The 15,771-nt window shown below is 60.5% G+C and carries 13 protein-coding genes; 2 read left to right on the top strand and 11 right to left on the bottom strand.

All coding sequences use genetic code 11. The features are described from left to right. Positions 1 to 256: 256 nt before the first annotated feature. From sucD to sdhC, 9 genes are all read right to left on the bottom strand, one after another. Positions 257 to 1,141, bottom strand: a complete 885-nt coding sequence (gene sucD, locus M1D87_RS18035; RefSeq protein WP_004376004.1) for a succinate--CoA ligase subunit alpha — start codon at positions 1,139 to 1,141, stop codon at positions 257 to 259. Beyond that, positions 1,141 to 2,307: an ADP-forming succinate--CoA ligase subunit beta gene (gene sucC, locus M1D87_RS18040; protein ID WP_003254205.1), complete on the bottom strand. Its 1,167-nt coding sequence runs from the start codon at positions 2,305 to 2,307 to the stop codon at positions 1,141 to 1,143. The genes sucD and sucC overlap by 1 nt, the downstream gene beginning before the upstream one ends. A 172-nt stretch (positions 2,308 to 2,479) precedes the next feature. Beyond that, complete coding sequence (lpdA, locus tag M1D87_RS18045; RefSeq protein WP_123085608.1) at positions 2,480 to 3,916, bottom strand: dihydrolipoyl dehydrogenase; 1,437 nt, start codon at positions 3,914 to 3,916, stop codon at positions 2,480 to 2,482. A gap of 93 nt (positions 3,917 to 4,009) precedes the next feature. Beyond that, the gene (gene odhB, locus M1D87_RS18050; protein WP_013973440.1) at positions 4,010 to 5,230 is read right to left on the bottom strand and encodes a 2-oxoglutarate dehydrogenase complex dihydrolipoyllysine-residue succinyltransferase; all 1,221 of its coding nucleotides are present in this window, start codon (positions 5,228 to 5,230) and stop codon (positions 4,010 to 4,012) included. Positions 5,231 to 5,272: 42 nt separating this feature from the next. Further along, positions 5,273 to 8,104, bottom strand: a complete 2,832-nt coding sequence (locus M1D87_RS18055; RefSeq protein ID WP_013973441.1) for a 2-oxoglutarate dehydrogenase E1 component — start codon at positions 8,102 to 8,104, stop codon at positions 5,273 to 5,275. 245 nt (positions 8,105 to 8,349) lie between these two features. After that, a complete protein-coding gene (locus M1D87_RS18060) occupies positions 8,350 to 9,054 on the bottom strand; it encodes a succinate dehydrogenase iron-sulfur subunit (RefSeq protein WP_011534752.1) in 705 nt (234 codons plus the stop codon). Between the two features lie 11 nt (positions 9,055 to 9,065). Continuing rightward, positions 9,066 to 10,838, bottom strand: a complete 1,773-nt coding sequence (gene sdhA / locus M1D87_RS18065) for a succinate dehydrogenase flavoprotein subunit (RefSeq protein ID WP_013973442.1) — start codon at positions 10,836 to 10,838, stop codon at positions 9,066 to 9,068. Between the two features lie 3 nt (positions 10,839 to 10,841). Continuing rightward, complete coding sequence (sdhD, locus tag M1D87_RS18070; protein WP_003254214.1) at positions 10,842 to 11,210, bottom strand: succinate dehydrogenase, hydrophobic membrane anchor protein; 369 nt, start codon at positions 11,208 to 11,210, stop codon at positions 10,842 to 10,844. Next, on the bottom strand, positions 11,204 to 11,590 hold the full coding sequence (gene sdhC / locus M1D87_RS18075; protein ID WP_012315350.1) for a succinate dehydrogenase, cytochrome b556 subunit: 387 nt from the start codon (positions 11,588 to 11,590) through the stop codon (positions 11,204 to 11,206). Before sdhC ends, sdhD begins: the two co-directional genes overlap by 7 nt. 352 nt (positions 11,591 to 11,942) lie before the next feature. On the opposite strand from sdhC, the gene gltA reads away from it, so the two are divergent. Together gltA and M1D87_RS18085 are read left to right on the top strand one after the other, a co-directional pair. Continuing rightward, positions 11,943 to 13,232: a citrate synthase gene (gltA, locus tag M1D87_RS18080; protein ID WP_013973445.1), complete on the top strand. Its 1,290-nt coding sequence runs from the start codon at positions 11,943 to 11,945 to the stop codon at positions 13,230 to 13,232. Between the two features lie 123 nt (positions 13,233 to 13,355). Then, positions 13,356 to 14,666, top strand: coding sequence for an IS4 family transposase (locus tag M1D87_RS18085; protein WP_461241458.1), 1,311 nt, complete (start codon positions 13,356 to 13,358; stop codon positions 14,664 to 14,666). A gap of 179 nt (positions 14,667 to 14,845) precedes the next feature. Here the strand turns inward: M1D87_RS18085 and M1D87_RS18090 are convergent, their stop codons facing one another. Next, on the bottom strand, positions 14,846 to 15,451 hold the full coding sequence (locus tag M1D87_RS18090; RefSeq protein ID WP_123085867.1) for an START domain-containing protein: 606 nt from the start codon (positions 15,449 to 15,451) through the stop codon (positions 14,846 to 14,848). A gap of 33 nt (positions 15,452 to 15,484) precedes the next feature. Continuing rightward, positions 15,485 to 15,739: a YkgJ family cysteine cluster protein gene (locus M1D87_RS18095; RefSeq protein WP_023661894.1), complete on the bottom strand. Its 255-nt coding sequence runs from the start codon at positions 15,737 to 15,739 to the stop codon at positions 15,485 to 15,487. Positions 15,740 to 15,771 lie beyond the last annotated feature (32 nt).

Raw genomic sequence — 15,771 nt, forward strand, 5'->3', positions numbered from 1 at the left:
GGACAGCGAGAATTATCCTCGAATTGAAACATTCGTCTGCGTGAAAATTCCTATCAAACCCATCGAAAAATCCATGTCGCCTGTACCGGCCTCTTCGCGGGCTTGCCCGCTCCACAGGGGATCACCACAGCCCCGGAAAGTGGAGATCTCATGTGGGAGCGGGCAAGCCCGCGAAGAGGCCGGCACAGGAATTCCCCCCAGAAACGACAAAGGCCACCCGAAGGTGGCCTTTGTGCGCGTGGGGGGTGTAGCAGTATTACTTCTTGACTTCCCAGCCAGTCAGCTCGGCCAGGGCCTTGCCGATGTCAGCAAGGGAACGCACGGTCTTCACACCAGCGTCCTGCAGAGCGGCGAACTTCTCGTCCGCAGTGCCCTTGCCGCCGGAGATGATGGCGCCAGCGTGACCCATGCGCTTGCCCGCTGGTGCGGTAACACCAGCGATGTAGGAAACGACAGGCTTGGTGACGTTGGCCTTGATGTAGGCCGCAGCTTCTTCTTCAGCCGAACCGCCGATCTCGCCGATCATGACGATCGCTTCGGTCTTCGGGTCTTCCTGGAACAGTTTCAGGATGTCGATGAAGTTGGAGCCCGGGATCGGGTCACCGCCGATGCCGACGCAGGTCGACTGGCCGAAGCCGGCGTCGGTGGTCTGCTTCACAGCTTCGTAGGTCAGGGTGCCGGAACGCGAAACGATACCGACCTTGCCTGGCAGGTGGATGTGGCCAGGCATGATGCCGATCTTGCACTCGCCCGGGGTGATGACACCTGGGCAGTTAGGGCCGATCAGGGTCACGCCCAGCTCGTCGCACTTGACCTTGGCATCCAGCATGTCCAGGGTAGGAATGCCCTCGGTGATGCACACGATCAGCTTGATGCCGCCGAAGGCAGCTTCCAGGATCGAGTCCTTGCAGAAAGGAGCCGGAACGTAGATCACCGAAGCGTCGGCGCCGGTAGCTTCCACAGCTTCTTTCACAGTGTTGAACACTGGCAGGCCCAGGTGGGTGGTGCCACCCTTGCCTGGGGTTACGCCGCCGACCATCTTGGTGCCGTAGGCGATGGCCTGTTCGGAGTGGAAAGTACCCTGCGAGCCGGTGAAGCCCTGGCAGATGACTTTGGTGTCTTTATTGATCAGGACGCTCATTACTTGCCCTCCGCAGCTTTGACAACTTGTTGAGCAGCGTCGGTCAGGCTGGTTGCCGCAATGATGTTCAAACCGCTTTCTGCCAGTACTTTAGCGCCCAGTTCGGCGTTGTTGCCTTCAAGGCGAACGACAACCGGAACTTTCACGCCGACTTCTTTCACTGCACCGATGATGCCTTCGGCAATCATGTCGCAGCGAACGATGCCGCCGAAGATGTTGACCAGAACGGCCGCGACATTGCTGTCGGACAGAATGATCTTGAACGCTTCGGTAACGCGCTCTTTGGTAGCACCACCGCCAACGTCGAGGAAGTTGGCCGGCTTGCCGCCGTGCAGGTTGACGATGTCCATGGTACCCATGGCCAGGCCGGCACCGTTGACCATGCAGCCGATGTTGCCTTCGAGGGCAACGTAGTTCAGTTCGAACTTGGCAGCGTGGGCTTCACGGGCGTCGTCCTGCGACGGGTCGTGGAAGGTCTTCAGCTTTGGCTGACGGTACATGGCGTTGGCGTCGATGTTGATCTTGGCATCGAGGCAGTGCAGGTCGCCGTCGGCCTTGATCACCAGCGGGTTCACTTCCAGCAGGGCCAGGTCGTGATCCTTGAACAGCTTGGCCAGACCAACGAAGATCTTGGCGAACTGTTGAACTTGCTTGCCTTCCAGGCCCAGCTGGAATGCCAGCTCGCGACCCTGGAACGGCTGAGCGCCGACCAGCGGGTCGATGGTGGCCTTGAGGATCTTCTCAGGCGTTTCGTGAGCGACTTTCTCGATGTCCACGCCACCTTCGGTGGAAGCCATGAACACGATACGGCGGCTCGAACGATCGACTACAGCGCCCAGGTACAGCTCTTTGGCGATGTCAGTGCAGGATTCGACCAGAATCTTGGAGACGGGTTGACCGTTGGCATCGGTCTGGTAGGTAACCAGATTCTTGCCCAACCACTGTGCAGCGAACGCCTTGGCGTCTTCTTTGCTGCGAACCAGCTTGACGCCGCCCGCCTTACCGCGACCACCCGCGTGAACCTGGGCTTTTACCACCCACTCGTTCCCGCCGATCTTGTCGCAGGCTTCTGCAGCTTGCTCAGGGGTATCGACAGCGAAACCCTTGGAAACTGGCAGGCCGTACTCAGCGAACAGCTGCTTACCCTGATACTCGTGAAGATTCATGCTTTTTACCGTCTTCGTTAGGTACTGCGCTTCGGCGCTGCGCCATCACTGGCGCCGCACCACCTGTGACCGTTGACCCCGGGTTTTCCCGTGTGATCCGGTCCGGCGGACTTTCCGCGGTGAGTCATGCACGCAAGACTCACGACGGGCAGCCCGCCGTGGTTTCTTATAATTAACGCTTCTTACGGTTGGCCACGTGAATGGCGCCGCCATTCACTGCCAGCGCTGCTTCATGCAACGCTTCGGACAGGGTCGGATGGCTGAAGACCATCATGCCCAGATCCTCGGCACTGGTGCCGAATTCCATTGCGATTGCGCCCTGCTGCACCAGTTCGGCAGCCGATGGGCCAATCACGTGTACACCCAGGACGCGGTCGGTCTTGGCATCGGCGATGACCTTGACGAAACCACCGGTGTCGTTGGCAGCCATCGCACGGCCGCTGGCCGCGAACGGGAAGGTGCCCACGTTAACCTCAACGCCCTCGGCCTTCAAGGCCTGTTCGGTCTTGCCGACCCACGCGATTTCCGGGTGGGTGTAGATGACCGACGGAATCAGGTCGTAGTTCATCTGGGCCTTGTGGCCCTTGATGCGCTCGACCACCATGATGCCCTCTTCCGAGGCCTTGTGGGCCAGCATCATGCCGCGCACCACGTCACCGATGGCGTACACGCCAGGCACGCTGGTAGCGCAGTAGTCGTCGACGAAGATGTAGCCACGCTCGTCGATGGTCACGCCGCTGTCGGCAGCCAGCAGGTCGGTGGTCACCGGGCGACGGCCGACCGCGACGATCAGCTTGTCGAAGGTGATCTTCTGCTCGCCGTTGGCGTCGGTGTAGGTCACTTCGACTTCGTTGCCGTTGACTTTCGAGCCGGTGACGCGCGCACCCAGCTTGATGTCCAGGCCTTGCTTGGTCAGGGTCTTCTGGGCTTCTTTCGACACGGCGGTGTCGGCAGCCATCAGGAAGGTGTCCAGGGCTTCCAGGACGGTGACTTCAGCACCCAGGCGAGCCCATACCGAGCCCAGTTCCAGGCCGATCACGCCAGCACCGATAACGCCCAGGCGCTTCGGCACGGCCTGGAATTCCAGGGCGCCGGTGGAGTCGACGATGACGTTCTGGTCGACCGGAGCCGGTGGAATGTCGATCGGGCGCGAGCCGGAAGCCAGGATCACGTTCTCGGCTTCGATGACTTCGGTGCTGCCGTCAGCCTTGGTGACTTCGACTTTCTTGCCGGCCAGCAGTTTGCCGTGGCCCTGGATCGAAGTAACGCCGTTGGCCTTGAACAGGGTGGCAACGCCACCGGTCAGGTTCTTGACGATGCCAGCCTTGCGGCCAACCATCGCGGCGACGTCCATCTTCACTTCGCCAGTGGAGATACCGTGGACGTTGAAGCTCTCTTTGGCTTCCTTGTACTTCCAGGAGCTGTCCAGCAGCGCCTTGGAAGGAATGCAACCTACGTTCAGGCAGGTGCCGCCCAGGGCCAGCTTGCCCTCGGCGTCGGTGTACTTCTCGATACAGGCAGTCTTCAGACCAAGTTGTGCGGCCTTGATGGCAGCAACATAGCCGCCAGGACCTGCACCAATCACCACTACGTCGAATTTCTGGGTCATAAAAGATTCCTTATCAGCTACAAGCTACAAGCCGCGGACCGCGCGGCATGGCTTCCTGGGAAGCCAGGGCCGGCACGGTACGCAGCCAGAGGGTTAGATGTCCAGCAGCAGGCGAGACGGATCTTCCAGCAGGTTCTTGATGGTGACCAGGAAGGTTACCGCTTCCTTGCCGTCGATCAGGCGGTGATCGTACGACAGCGCCAGGTACATCATCGGGCGAATCACAACCTGACCATTGATGGCCATCGGGCGCTGGATGATGTTGTGCATGCCGAGAATGGCGGCCTGCGGCGGGTTGACGATCGGGGTCGACATCATCGAACCGAAGGTACCACCGTTGGTGATGGTGAAGGTGCCGCCAGTCATCTCTTCGATGGCCAGCTTGCCATCACGAGCCTTCTTGCCGAAGGTAGCGATGCCGTTCTCGATTTCCGCCAGGCTCATCGACTCGGCGTTACGCAGTACCGGTACCACCAGGCCACGGTCGCTGGACACGGCAACGCCGACGTCGGCGTAGCCGTGGTAGACGATGTCGTTGCCATCGATCGAGGCGTTGACAGCCGGGAAGCGCTTCAGGGCTTCGGTGGCAGCCTTGACAAAGAACGACATGAAGCCCAGGCGCACGCCGTTGTGGGTCTTCTCGAACAGGTCCTTGTACTTCGAACGCAGGGCCATGACTTCGGTCATGTCGACTTCGTTGAAGGTGGTCAGCATGGCCATGCTCGACTGGGCTTCGACCAGACGCTCGGCGATCTTGGCGCGCAGGCGGGTCATCGGCACGCGCTTCTCGGTGCGGTCGCCAGCGGCAACGACAACCGGGGCAGCAGCGGCAGCGGCGGCAGGCTTGGCAGCTGCAGCAGGCGCCGACTTCTTGTTGGCGACGGCAGCAACGACGTCTTCCTTGGTGATGCGACCACCTTTGCCGGTGCCGGCAACGGCAGCCAGGTCGATGCCGTTCTCTTCAGCCAGCTTGCGCGCGGCCGGGGCGGCAACCGGGTCTTCTTCGCCAGCGTCGGCAGCAGCGGCAGCCGGGGCAGCAGCGGCCGGGGCGGCAGCTGGTGCAGCAGCGGCAGCACCGCCTTCAACGATCGAACCCAGTACTTCGTCGGACAGGACGGTGTCGCCCTCGCCCTTGACGATGGCGCCCAGCACGCCGTCGGCGGTGGCCAGTACTTCCAGGACGACCTTGTCGGTCTCGATGTCGACGATCAGCTCGTCACGCTTGACGGCATCGCCCGGCTGCTTGTGCCAGGTGGCAACGGTGCCATCGGCAACCGATTCCGGGAAGGTTGGGGCTTTGATCTCGATAGCCATTATCTGTGTTTCCTTAAATTCGGTTTCAGGTGCGCGAAGGCATTAAACAGTGAAGGCGTCTTGCAGCAGTTTTTCCTGCTGTTCGGCGTGCTTCGATGCGTAACCACAGGCTGGCGCGGCGGAAGCGTCGCGGCCGGCGTATTCCAGGACCAGTGCCTTGTTGTGGCGGCCCAGGATACGGCGCATGTGGTGCTGGCTGCTGTACCAGGCGCCCTGGTTCATCGGCTCTTCCTGACACCAGACCGCATGCTTGAGGTTGGTGTAAGGCGCCAGGATTTCGACCAGGTCGTCCTCAGGGAACGGATACAGCTGCTCGATACGCACGATGGCGATGTCTTCGCGGCCTTCGGCACGGCGTTTTTCCAGCAGGTCGTAGTAAACCTTGCCGCCGCACAGGACCAGGCGTTCGACCTTGGCCGGATCGAGGCTGTCGATTTCCGGGATAACGGTCTGGAACGAGCCTTCTGCCAGGTCTTCCAGGGTCGAGATGGCCAGCTTGTGGCGCAGCAGAGACTTCGGCGTCAGCACGATCAGCGGCTTGCGCAGCGGACGGATGACCTGGCGACGCAGCAGGTGGTAGATCTGGGCCGGGGTGGTCGGTACGCAGACCTGGATGTTGTGCTCGGCGCACAGCTGCAGGTAACGCTCCAGGCGCGCGGAGGAGTGCTCCGGGCCCTGCCCTTCATAACCGTGTGGCAGCAGCATGGTCAGGCCGCACAGACGGCCCCACTTGTGCTCGCCGCTGGTGATGAACTGGTCGATCACCACTTGCGCACCGTTGGCGAAGTCACCGAACTGGGCTTCCCAGATCACCAGCGCGTTCGGCGTGGTGGTCGAGTAGCCGTATTCGAAGGCCAGTACCGCTTCTTCCGACAGGAAGGAGTCGTACAGTTCGAACTGAGGCTGGCCCGGGAACAGGTTCTTCAGCGGTACGTAGGTGCTGGCGTCCTTCTGGTTGTGCAGCACCGCGTGACGGTGCGAGAAGGTGCCACGGCCGATGTCCTGGCCGGTCATGCGGATCGGGTGACCTTCGAACTGCAGGGTGGCGTAGGCCATGGTCTCTGCATAACCCCAGTTGATCGGCAAGCCACCGGCCTGCATCTTCTGGCGGTCTTCGTAGATCTTGGCGACCTGGCGCTGGACGACGAAACCTTCCGGGATCTCCAGCAGCTTGGCCGACAGTTCCTGCAGGGTCTTGAGGTCGAAGCGGGTGTCGTGACGCGCGGTCCAGGCATGGCCCAGGTACGGACGCCAGTCGACGAACAGCTCGCGGTTCGGCTCCTTGACCAGGCTCTTCACCACGTGCAGGCCGTTGTCCAGCGCGTTGCGGTACTCGTCGATCTTGGCCTGGGCGCGCTCGGCATCGATGCGGCCGGCCTGGATCAGTGCCTCAGCGTACAGTTCACGCGTGGTGCGCTGCTTGCTGATCTGCTGGTACATCAAAGGCTGGGTGCCGTTCGGCTCGTCGGCCTCGTTGTGGCCGCGGCGGCGGTAGCAGACCAGGTCGATGACCACGTCACGCTTGAACTGCATGCGGTAGTCGATGGCCAGCTGGGTCACGAACAGCACGGCTTCCGGGTCGTCGCCGTTCACGTGCAGGATCGGCGCCTGGATCATCTTGGCAACGTCGGTGGCGTACTCGGTGGAGCGCGCGTCCAGCGGGTTGCTGATGGTGAAACCAACCTGGTTGTTGATCACGATGTGCACGGTGCCGCCGGTCTTGAAACCGCGGGTCTGCGACATCTGGAAGGTTTCCATGACCACGCCCTGGCCGGCGAATGCTGCGTCGCCGTGGATCGAGATCGGCAGTACCTTGTCGCCAACGGTGTCGTTGCGGCGGTCCTGACGGGCGCGCACCGAACCCTCGACCACTGGCGAGACGATTTCCAGGTGGGACGGGTTGAACGCCATGGCCAGGTGCACTTCGCCACCCGGGGTCATCACGTTCGAGGAGAAGCCCTGGTGGTACTTGACGTCACCGGAGCCCAGCTCGTTCATCTTCTTGCCTTCGAACTCGTCGAACAGCTCGCGCGGGTTCTTGCCGAAGGTGTTGACCAGAACGTTCAGGCGGCCACGGTGGGCCATGCCGATCACGACTTCCTTGGTGCCGTAGGAACCGGAGCGCTGGATCATCTCGTCCAGCATCGGGATCAGGCTTTCGCCGCCCTCGAGGCCGAAACGCTTGGTGCCCGGGTACTTGGTGCCCAGATATTTCTCAAGGCCTTCACCGGCGGTCACGCGCTCGAGCAGGTGGGCCTGCACGTCAGCGGAAAACTCCGGACGGCCGCGCACGCTTTCCAGACGCTGCTGGAACCAGCTGCGCTGCTCGGAATCGACGATATGGGTGAACTCGGCGCCAATGGTGCGACAATATGTCTTCTGGAGCGCCTCGAAGATCTCGCGTAGGCTCGCCTCCTCTTTGCCGATGAACAGGTCGCCGGCACGGAAGGTCGTATCAAGATCGGCATTGGTCAAGCCGTAGTGATTGATCGACAGGTCTACGGGCGCAGGACGCTGCCACAACCCCAACGGGTCGAGCTTGGCAGCCTGATGGCCGCGCATACGATAGGCCTGGATCAGTCGCAGAACTTCAACCTGCTTCTTCTCGTGTTCACTGCTCACGCTCCCGGCGGATACCGGTTGGGCGCGGCGCTGGTTCTTTGCCAGCAGTACGAAATGGTCGCGGATTGTCGAGTGCGATACATCGGTAGCGGTGCTGCCGTCGGCGGGCAACTTCTGGAAGTAGGTGCGCCACTCTTCTGGCACAGCGTTAGGGTCGTGCAGGTAGAGCTCATAAAGCTCTTCCACATATGCAGCGTTACCACCTGAAAGGTGGGCGCTTTCCCACATGCGCTGCATCACGCTTTCTTGCATGCTTGGTCACCCTCGGTTAGGGGACTGATCGGCGAGAGCCACAGCAAACCTGGAAAAGTCCGAATACAGCGACTGAACCACGCCACTTGGATCCTGCTGATTTTCCGGGTACCAGCCCGGAAGCCCCTGCTGGTCTCATATCTTCATAGGTAATGAACGCAGGCTTTGTGGGCCCTTGTTCGGGTTTTACCTCAGTGCGGGCTCACCACCCGCACCTCGGCTTACTGCAGGTACAACGCTTTGTATCAGGTGCCGCTTTGCAGCAGCATGTTACGTACGTGGCCGATTGCCTTGGTCGGGTTCAGACCTTTCGGGCAAACGTTGACGCAGTTCATGATCCCGCGGCAGCGGAATACGCTGAACGGGTCATCCAGGGACGCCAGGCGCTCCTGGGTCTTGGTGTCACGGCTGTCGGCCAGGAAGCGATAGGCCTGCAGCAGTGCGGCGGGGCCCAGGAACTTGTCCGGGTTCCACCAGAACGACGGGCAGGAGGTCGAGCAGCAAGCGCACAGGATGCACTCGTACAGGCCGTCCAGCTTGTCGCGGTCTTCCGGCGACTGCAGGCGCTCGATGGCCGGTGCCGGGGTGTCGTTCTGCAGGAACGGCTTCACCTTCTCGTACTGCTTGTAGAAGATGCTCATGTCGACGACCAGGTCACGAATGACCGGCAGGCCCGGCAGCGGACGCAGAATCAGCTTGTTGCCCTTCACCACCGCCGACAACGGGGTGATGCAGGCCAGGCCGTTCTTGCCGTTGATGTTCATGCCATCGGAACCGCAAACGCCTTCACGGCACGAGCGACGATAGGAGAAACCTTCGTCCTGTTCCTTGATCAGTGCCAGAACGTCCAGAACCATCAGATCCTTGCCGCCGGTATCGACCTGGAAGGTCTGCATTTTCGGCGCCGAATCGGTGTCCGGGTTGTAACGATAAACTTCGACTTGCAACATAGCGGCCACCCTTAGTAAGTCCGGACTTTTGGTTCGAAGGCTGGAACAGTCTTCGGCGCAAAGTTGACGCCACGCTTGGCGACGCGCTTCTCACCCGGGTAGTACAGGGTGTGGCACAGCCAGTTTTCGTCGTCACGGTCTTCGTAGTCTTCACGGGCGTGAGCGCCGCGGGACTCTTTACGGGCTTCTGCCGCGATGGCGGTAGCTTCGGCGACTTCCAGCAGGTTCTGCAGCTCCAGCGCTTCGATACGCGCGGTGTTGAAGGCCTGGGACTTGTCGTTGATCTTGACGTTGGCGATACGGTCACGCAGACCGGCCAGCTGCTCGATACCCTTCTGCATGTATTCGCCAGTACGGAATACACCGAAGTAGTTCTGCATGCAGCTCTGCAGCTCGCGCTTCAGGCTGGCAACGTCTTCACCAGTGGTGCGCTCGTTCAGCTTGTTCAGGCGGTTCAGGGCAACATCGACGTCGGTATCGCTGGCGTCGCGGTATTCCACGCCTTCGGTCAGCGCCTTCTCCAGGTGCAGGCCGGCAGCACGGCCGAACACTACCAGGTCGAGCAGCGAGTTGCCGCCCAGGCGGTTGGCACCGTGAACAGATACGCACGCCACTTCACCTACGGCGAACAGGCCCGGGATGATGTGATCGTTGCCTTCGGCGTCCATGGTAATGGCCTGGCCATGAATGTTGGTGGCAACGCCGCCCATCATGTAGTGGCAGGTCGGGATGACCGGTACCGGCGCGACCACAGGGTCGACGTGGGCGAAGGTCTTGGACAGCTCGCAGATACCTGGCAGGCGGCTGTGCAGCACTTCCTCGCCCAGGTGGTCCAGCTTCAGCAGTACGTGGTCCTTGTTCGGGCCCACGCCGTTGCCGGCGATGATTTCCTTGACCATGGAACGGGCGACCACGTCGCGGCCGGCCAGGTCTTTCGCGTTCGGCGCGTAACGCTCCATGAAGCGCTCGCCGTGGGCGTTGATCAGGTAGCCACCCTCACCGCGGCAACCTTCGGTGACCAGTACACCGGCGCCGGCGATGCCGGTCGGGTGGAACTGCCACATTTCGATGTCCTGCACCGGCACGCCGGCACGCAGGGCCATGCCTACGCCGTCACCGGTGTTGATCAGGGCGTTGGTGGTGGAGGCGTAGATACGGCCGGCACCGCCAGTTGCCAGCACGGTGGCCTTGGACTTGATGTACAGGGTCTCGCCGGTTTCGATGCAGATAGCGATCACGCCAACGAATGCGCCGTCCTGGTTCTTCACCAGGTCAACTGCGTAGTACTCGTTGAGGAAGGTGGTGCCGGCTTTCAGGTTGCCCTGGTACAGGGTGTGCAGCAGCGCGTGACCGGTACGGTCGGAAGCGGCGCAGGTACGGGCAGCCTGGCCACCCTTACCGAAGTCCTTGGACTGGCCACCGAACGGACGCTGGTAGATGCGACCGGTTTCGGTACGCGAGAACGGCAGACCCATGTGGTCCAGCTCGAAGACCGCAGCCGGGCCTTCCTGACACATGTATTCGATAGCGTCCTGGTCACCGATGTAGTCGGAGCCCTTGACGGTATCGTACATGTGCCAGCGCCAGTCGTCGTTCGGGTCGGCCGAAGCGATGGCGCAGGTGATGCCGCCCTGGGCGGATACAGTGTGCGAACGGGTCGGGAAGACCTTGGTGACCACGGCAGTCTTGTGGCCGCCTTGAGCCAGCTGCAGCGCAGCGCGCATGCCGGCGCCGCCGCCACCGATGATGATGGCGTCGAAGGAAATGGTTGGAATGCTAGCCATGGATCAGATACCCCAGAGAATCTGCACACCCCAGACGAAGTAAGCGAACATCGCAACGCCGCATACCGCCTGGAACAGGAAACGAATCGCAGTTGCCGACTTGCCGAACGACATAGGCGTCAGGTAGTCGGTCGCAATGGTCCACATGCCGACCCAGGCGTGAGCGCCCAGGGCAACGAGGGCCAGCAGACTGAAGATCCGCATCGCGTTGTTGGAGAACAGACCATGCCACTGGGTGTAGTCGATGCCTGGGTGGGCGACCACGTAGCCGATCAGGAAGAGGAAGTAAGCCGCGAGAACGACCGCAGAAACGCGCTGCGCCATCCAGTCATAGAGGCCCGAACGCGACAGGTTCGTGACATTGGTTACCATACCCAAACTCCCACCAGAACGATCAGCACCACGGAGATGACGATCACGATTTTCGAGCCCAGCTTGCCGCCTTCCAGCGTCTCACCGATGCCCATGTCCATGATCAGGTGACGAACACCTGCCACGAGGTGATAAAGCAGGGCGGACAGCAGGCCCCAGGTCACGAATTTGGCCAGCGGGCTGGTCAGACACGCCTTCACCTCACCAAAGCCTTCCTCGGAACCCAGCGACTTGCCCAGTGCATAAAGCATGATGGCAAGGCCGAGGAACAGGATGACGCCGGAGATACGATGCAGGATGGACGTGTACGCAGTGACGGGGAGCTTGATGGTCCTTAGGTCTAGGTTTACAGGTCGTTGGCTTTTCACGGCTTTTTTCACACTGAAGAGCCCCTAGCGAATCAGGGCAAAGTTGTTGGTAAGTGTACTGGTCAGGTACCCACCACCCAGGGAACGGCGACCCCCAGCAGTTCGGGCTTGCAAGCCCCTGGCGGTCGGGTTGCGAGTATAGACAGTTAGGCTGCTTATGACAACGTGACGGGGTAGCCCAAATAGCGCATTGCCTTTAGCGCACAAAAGGCGTAAATGGGCGAGAATTTCGCGAAAAATCAGGCCTCAATGCCTGTTTCAACAAGCCTTTAGGCAAATTGACATCTGAATTTATCCCTCTATAGTGGTGCGGGCCCTGCGTGGGGGGTCTGTCTGATGATTTCAAGCATTAATAGGAGGCCACATGGCTGACAAAAAAGCGCAGTTGGTCATCGAGGGCGCTGCCCCCGTCGAGCTGCCCATTTTAACCGGCACCGTTGGTCCTGATGTAATCGACGTCCGCGGGTTGGGGGCCACTGGTCACTTCACCTTCGACCCTGGTTTCATGGCGACTGCCTCGTGCGAGTCGAAGATCACCTACATTGACGGCGACAAAGGTATCCTGCTGCACCGCGGCTACCCGATCGAACAGCTCGCTGAAAAATCCGACTACCTCGAAACCTGCTACCTGCTGCTCAACGGCGAACTGCCGAATGCCGAGCAGAAGGCCCAGTTCGTCAGCACCGTGAAGAACCACACCATGGTTCACGAGCAGCTGAAGTCCTTCTTCAACGGCTTCCGCCGCGACGCCCACCCGATGGCGGTGATGTGCGGCGTGGTTGGCGCCCTGTCGGCGTTCTATCACGACTCCCTGGACATCAATAACCCGCAACACCGCGAAATTTCCGCGGTGCGCCTGGTCGCCAAGATGCCGACCCTGGCCGCGATGGTTTACAAGTACTCCATGGGCCAGCCGATGATGTACCCGCGCAACGACCTGTCGTACGCGGAAAACTTCCTGCACATGATGTTCAACACCCCGTGCGAGATCAAACCGATCAGCCCGGTGCTGGCCAAGGCGATGGACCGGATCTTCATCCTCCACGCCGACCACGAGCAGAACGCCTCCACCTCCACCGTTCGTCTGGCCGGTTCGTCGGGTGCCAACCCGTTCGCCTGCATCGCCGCCGGTATCGCCGCACTGTGGGGCCCGGCCCACGGCGGTGCGAACGAAGCGGTACTGACCATGCTCGATGAAATCGGCGATGTCTCGAACATCGACAAGTTCATCGCCAAGGCCAAGGACAAGAACGACCCGTTCAAGCTCATGGGCTTCGGTCACCGCGTGTACAAAAACCGCGACCCGCGCGCCACCGTGATGAAGCAGACCTGCGACGAAGTCCTGCGCGAGCTGGGCATCAAGAACGACCCGCAGCTGGAACTGGCCATGCGCCTGGAAGAGATCGCCCTGACCGATCCGTACTTCATCGAGCGCTCGCTGTACCCGAACGTCGACTTCTACTCGGGGATCATCCTCAAGGCAATCGGCATTCCGACCAGCATGTTCACCGTGATCTTCGCCCTGGCACGTACCGTGGGCTGGATCTCGCACTGGAAAGAAATGCTCTCCAGCCCGTACAAGATCGGCCGCCCGCGCCAGCTGTACACCGGCGAGCAGAAGCGCGACATCGTTGCGCTGCAGGACCGCAAGTAAGCTTCCATAGCCGAACGCAAAAAGGCTGCCCTCGGGCTAATGCCAGTCAGTTAAGACTGACGCTTTGAGCTTTAGCCCGTAGGCCGCAAAATCCGATGCTTGGAAACGAGCATCGGATTTTTTATGCGCCTGTCACAAGCCCTCTCCCTCACTCACGAAATGGCATCGCGGCCACATGCCCTCGAGGGGCTGGGGGCGTTGCTCGATCCTGATCTTGTGCAACAAGCTTTTGAGACGGCAGGTGTCGCGACCATTCGCAAGCGACGCCTCCCGCTTGAGAGCCTGGTGTGGTGCATCATCGGCATGGCGCTGTTCCGCCGTATGTCGGCTTGGGATGTCGTAAACCACATGGACATCATGCTGCCGGGCAAGAGGCCTCTGGTGGCCCCCAGTGCTGTTGTACAAGGGCGGCAGCGACTGGGCAGTGAAGCTGTACGTGAAGTTTTCACGCTCACTCAGCGGCGGTGGCACGAAGAAACCAAGCACCCGCACTGGTTGGGCTTGACGCTGCTTGGTGTGGACGGTGTTGTCTGGAGTACGCCTGACACAGCTGAAAACCGTGCGTTTTACGGGGGCGCTACCAATCAGCATGGGGATGGCGGTTTTCCTCAGGTTAGGATGGTCTGCCAGATGGAGCTGACCAGCCACTTACTGATAAACAGCACTTTCGAGAGCTACCACAGTAGTGAAATGAAGCTGGCAGAGCAGCTGATCGCGACCACGCCGAACCACTCGCTGACCCTGTTCGATAAAGGTTTCTATTCGTTGGGCTTGCTGCACCACTGGCAGTCACAAGGTGAGCATCGACACTGGCTGATCCCTGTGAAAAAGGGCACTCAGTACGAGGTGGAACACACGCTAGGACGCAACGATGCCGTGGTCGTCCTGCGCACATCGCCCCAGGCCCGCAAGCAATGGCCAGGCTTGCCGCTGGAAATGCGGGCACGACTGCTGAGCAAAACAATCAAAGGAAAGGTTGTGAGTGTCTTGACCTCAATGACCGATGCGCAGCGCTTCCCTGGCGATGAGATCGTTGATCTTTACAGTCAGCGCTGGGAAATCGAGCTGGGTTATCGGGAGATCAAACAAGGACTTCTGGGGGGCGAATACACCCTGAGAAGCAAGACGCCGGAGATGATTGCGCAAGAGCTGTGGGGCGTGCTGTTGGGCTACAACCTATTGCGTTATCAGATGGTGCAGATGTCGAGACAGTGCCCAGGCGTGTACCCATGCGAGATGAGCTTTACCGCTTGTAGCTGGGCGATTCTGGGCTTGCTGCATGGCACGTCATTAAACCATCCCGGCAACTTGCCAGGTTTTTTGGCAGATCTGCAGGCGTCAGCGGCTCAGTATGTCCTACCCCATCGGCGACCCGATCGATGGTTCCCCAGAGTGGTGAAGCAGCGCCCTGCAAAATATCCGACCCGAAAATGAAAATGCCAGTCAGCTTAACTGACTGGCATTAGCCCTCGGGCAGCCTTTTTTATTCGTCCTGTGCTGGCCTCTTCGCGGGTAAACCCGCTCCCACAGGGACCCCACAGGCCCGAAAGTTTGCGGGATACCTGTAGGAGCGGGTTTACCCGCGAAGAGGCCAGCACAGGTGACACAATGCCTCAGTTTTTCTCAGCCCGCTCCCGCAACCCTTTCAGGGTATTGAACGGCGCATCCACCACGAACTTGTTGGCCACCATCGCCGGCACGCTGCCACCCGGCTCGGTGTGCACCTGATAGGTCACTTCCGTGCTGTCGCCCTTGGGCACCAGCTTCCAGAAGCCTTCGACCTTCGCCACCCGCACAAAGCCCTTCTCTTCCGGGATATAGGTCGGCTCTTCCTTCAGGTTGCGCACCAGGCTGCCATCAGCCTCCTTCACAGTAGTCACATGCAACACCGAGTCCCGCGGCGTCACCGGCCATGGCGTATTGAACTGGGTGTAGGTCCAGCTTTGGTCACCTTCGTGCTTGAGCAGCTTCTGCGACTTGCATTCGTGAATCCATGCACAAGCCCCGACCACGTCCTCCTGCAACGCCTGCACTTTGGCCAGCGGCGCCTTGATCACCGTGACACCTTGATAGGCCTTGTACTTCGAACCGGCCACTTCGCTAAGGGAAACCTTGATCCCCTCCTCGTCCTTGGCCACCTGCCAATTTTCGGCCCAGGCCGCAGGCGATAGCAGAACACCCATGCCACACAGCAGAGCAATACGCTTGAACGATCTCATCATGTTTATCCTTGTTTTCGAAGATCCAGCCTGTCACGCCGCCGTTATCTGTTCCCACCAGCCGAGAATCCTTATGGCCTCATCGCGATCACTGCCACACACCTCGACATCCGCCTTGAAACCACCACACACCGCAGGCCGTTCGGGCTTGCCGAACAAGTCGCAGAGGTTGTCGACAGTCAGGTGCAGGCAGCGCTCGCCAGCCGGCTTGCCATTGGGCATGCGCGGCATCGCGGAGGTGATGGACGGGGCGATGCAGCAGGCACCACAGCCCTCACGGCAGTTCATGGCTATTCACCAAAATCAGGACTCCCTGAAAC

The organism is Pseudomonas sp. SA233, assembly GCF_054792385.1.

Coding starts and splice junctions, on each gene's coding strand:
- sucC (WP_003254205.1), bottom strand. CDS start 2,307: ATGAATCTTCACGAGTATCAGGGTAAGCAGCTGTTCGCTGAGTACGGC.
- M1D87_RS18085 (WP_461241458.1), top strand. CDS start 13,356: ATGCGCCTGTCACAAGCCCTCTCCCTCACTCACGAAATGGCATCGCGG.
- sdhD (WP_003254214.1), bottom strand. CDS start 11,210: ATGGTAACCAATGTCACGAACCTGTCGCGTTCGGGCCTCTATGACTGG.
- gltA (WP_013973445.1), top strand. CDS start 11,943: ATGGCTGACAAAAAAGCGCAGTTGGTCATCGAGGGCGCTGCCCCCGTC.
- M1D87_RS18090 (WP_123085867.1), bottom strand. CDS start 15,451: ATGAGATCGTTCAAGCGTATTGCTCTGCTGTGTGGCATGGGTGTTCTG.
- odhB (WP_013973440.1), bottom strand. CDS start 5,230: ATGGCTATCGAGATCAAAGCCCCAACCTTCCCGGAATCGGTTGCCGAT.
- M1D87_RS18060 (WP_011534752.1), bottom strand. CDS start 9,054: ATGTTGCAAGTCGAAGTTTATCGTTACAACCCGGACACCGATTCGGCG.
- sdhA (WP_013973442.1), bottom strand. CDS start 10,838: ATGGCTAGCATTCCAACCATTTCCTTCGACGCCATCATCATCGGTGGC.
- M1D87_RS18055 (WP_013973441.1), bottom strand. CDS start 8,104: ATGCAAGAAAGCGTGATGCAGCGCATGTGGGAAAGCGCCCACCTTTCA.
- lpdA (WP_123085608.1), bottom strand. CDS start 3,916: ATGACCCAGAAATTCGACGTAGTGGTGATTGGTGCAGGTCCTGGCGGC.
- sucD (WP_004376004.1), bottom strand. CDS start 1,141: ATGAGCGTCCTGATCAATAAAGACACCAAAGTCATCTGCCAGGGCTTC.
- M1D87_RS18095 (WP_023661894.1), bottom strand. CDS start 15,739: ATGAACTGCCGTGAGGGCTGTGGTGCCTGCTGCATCGCCCCGTCCATC.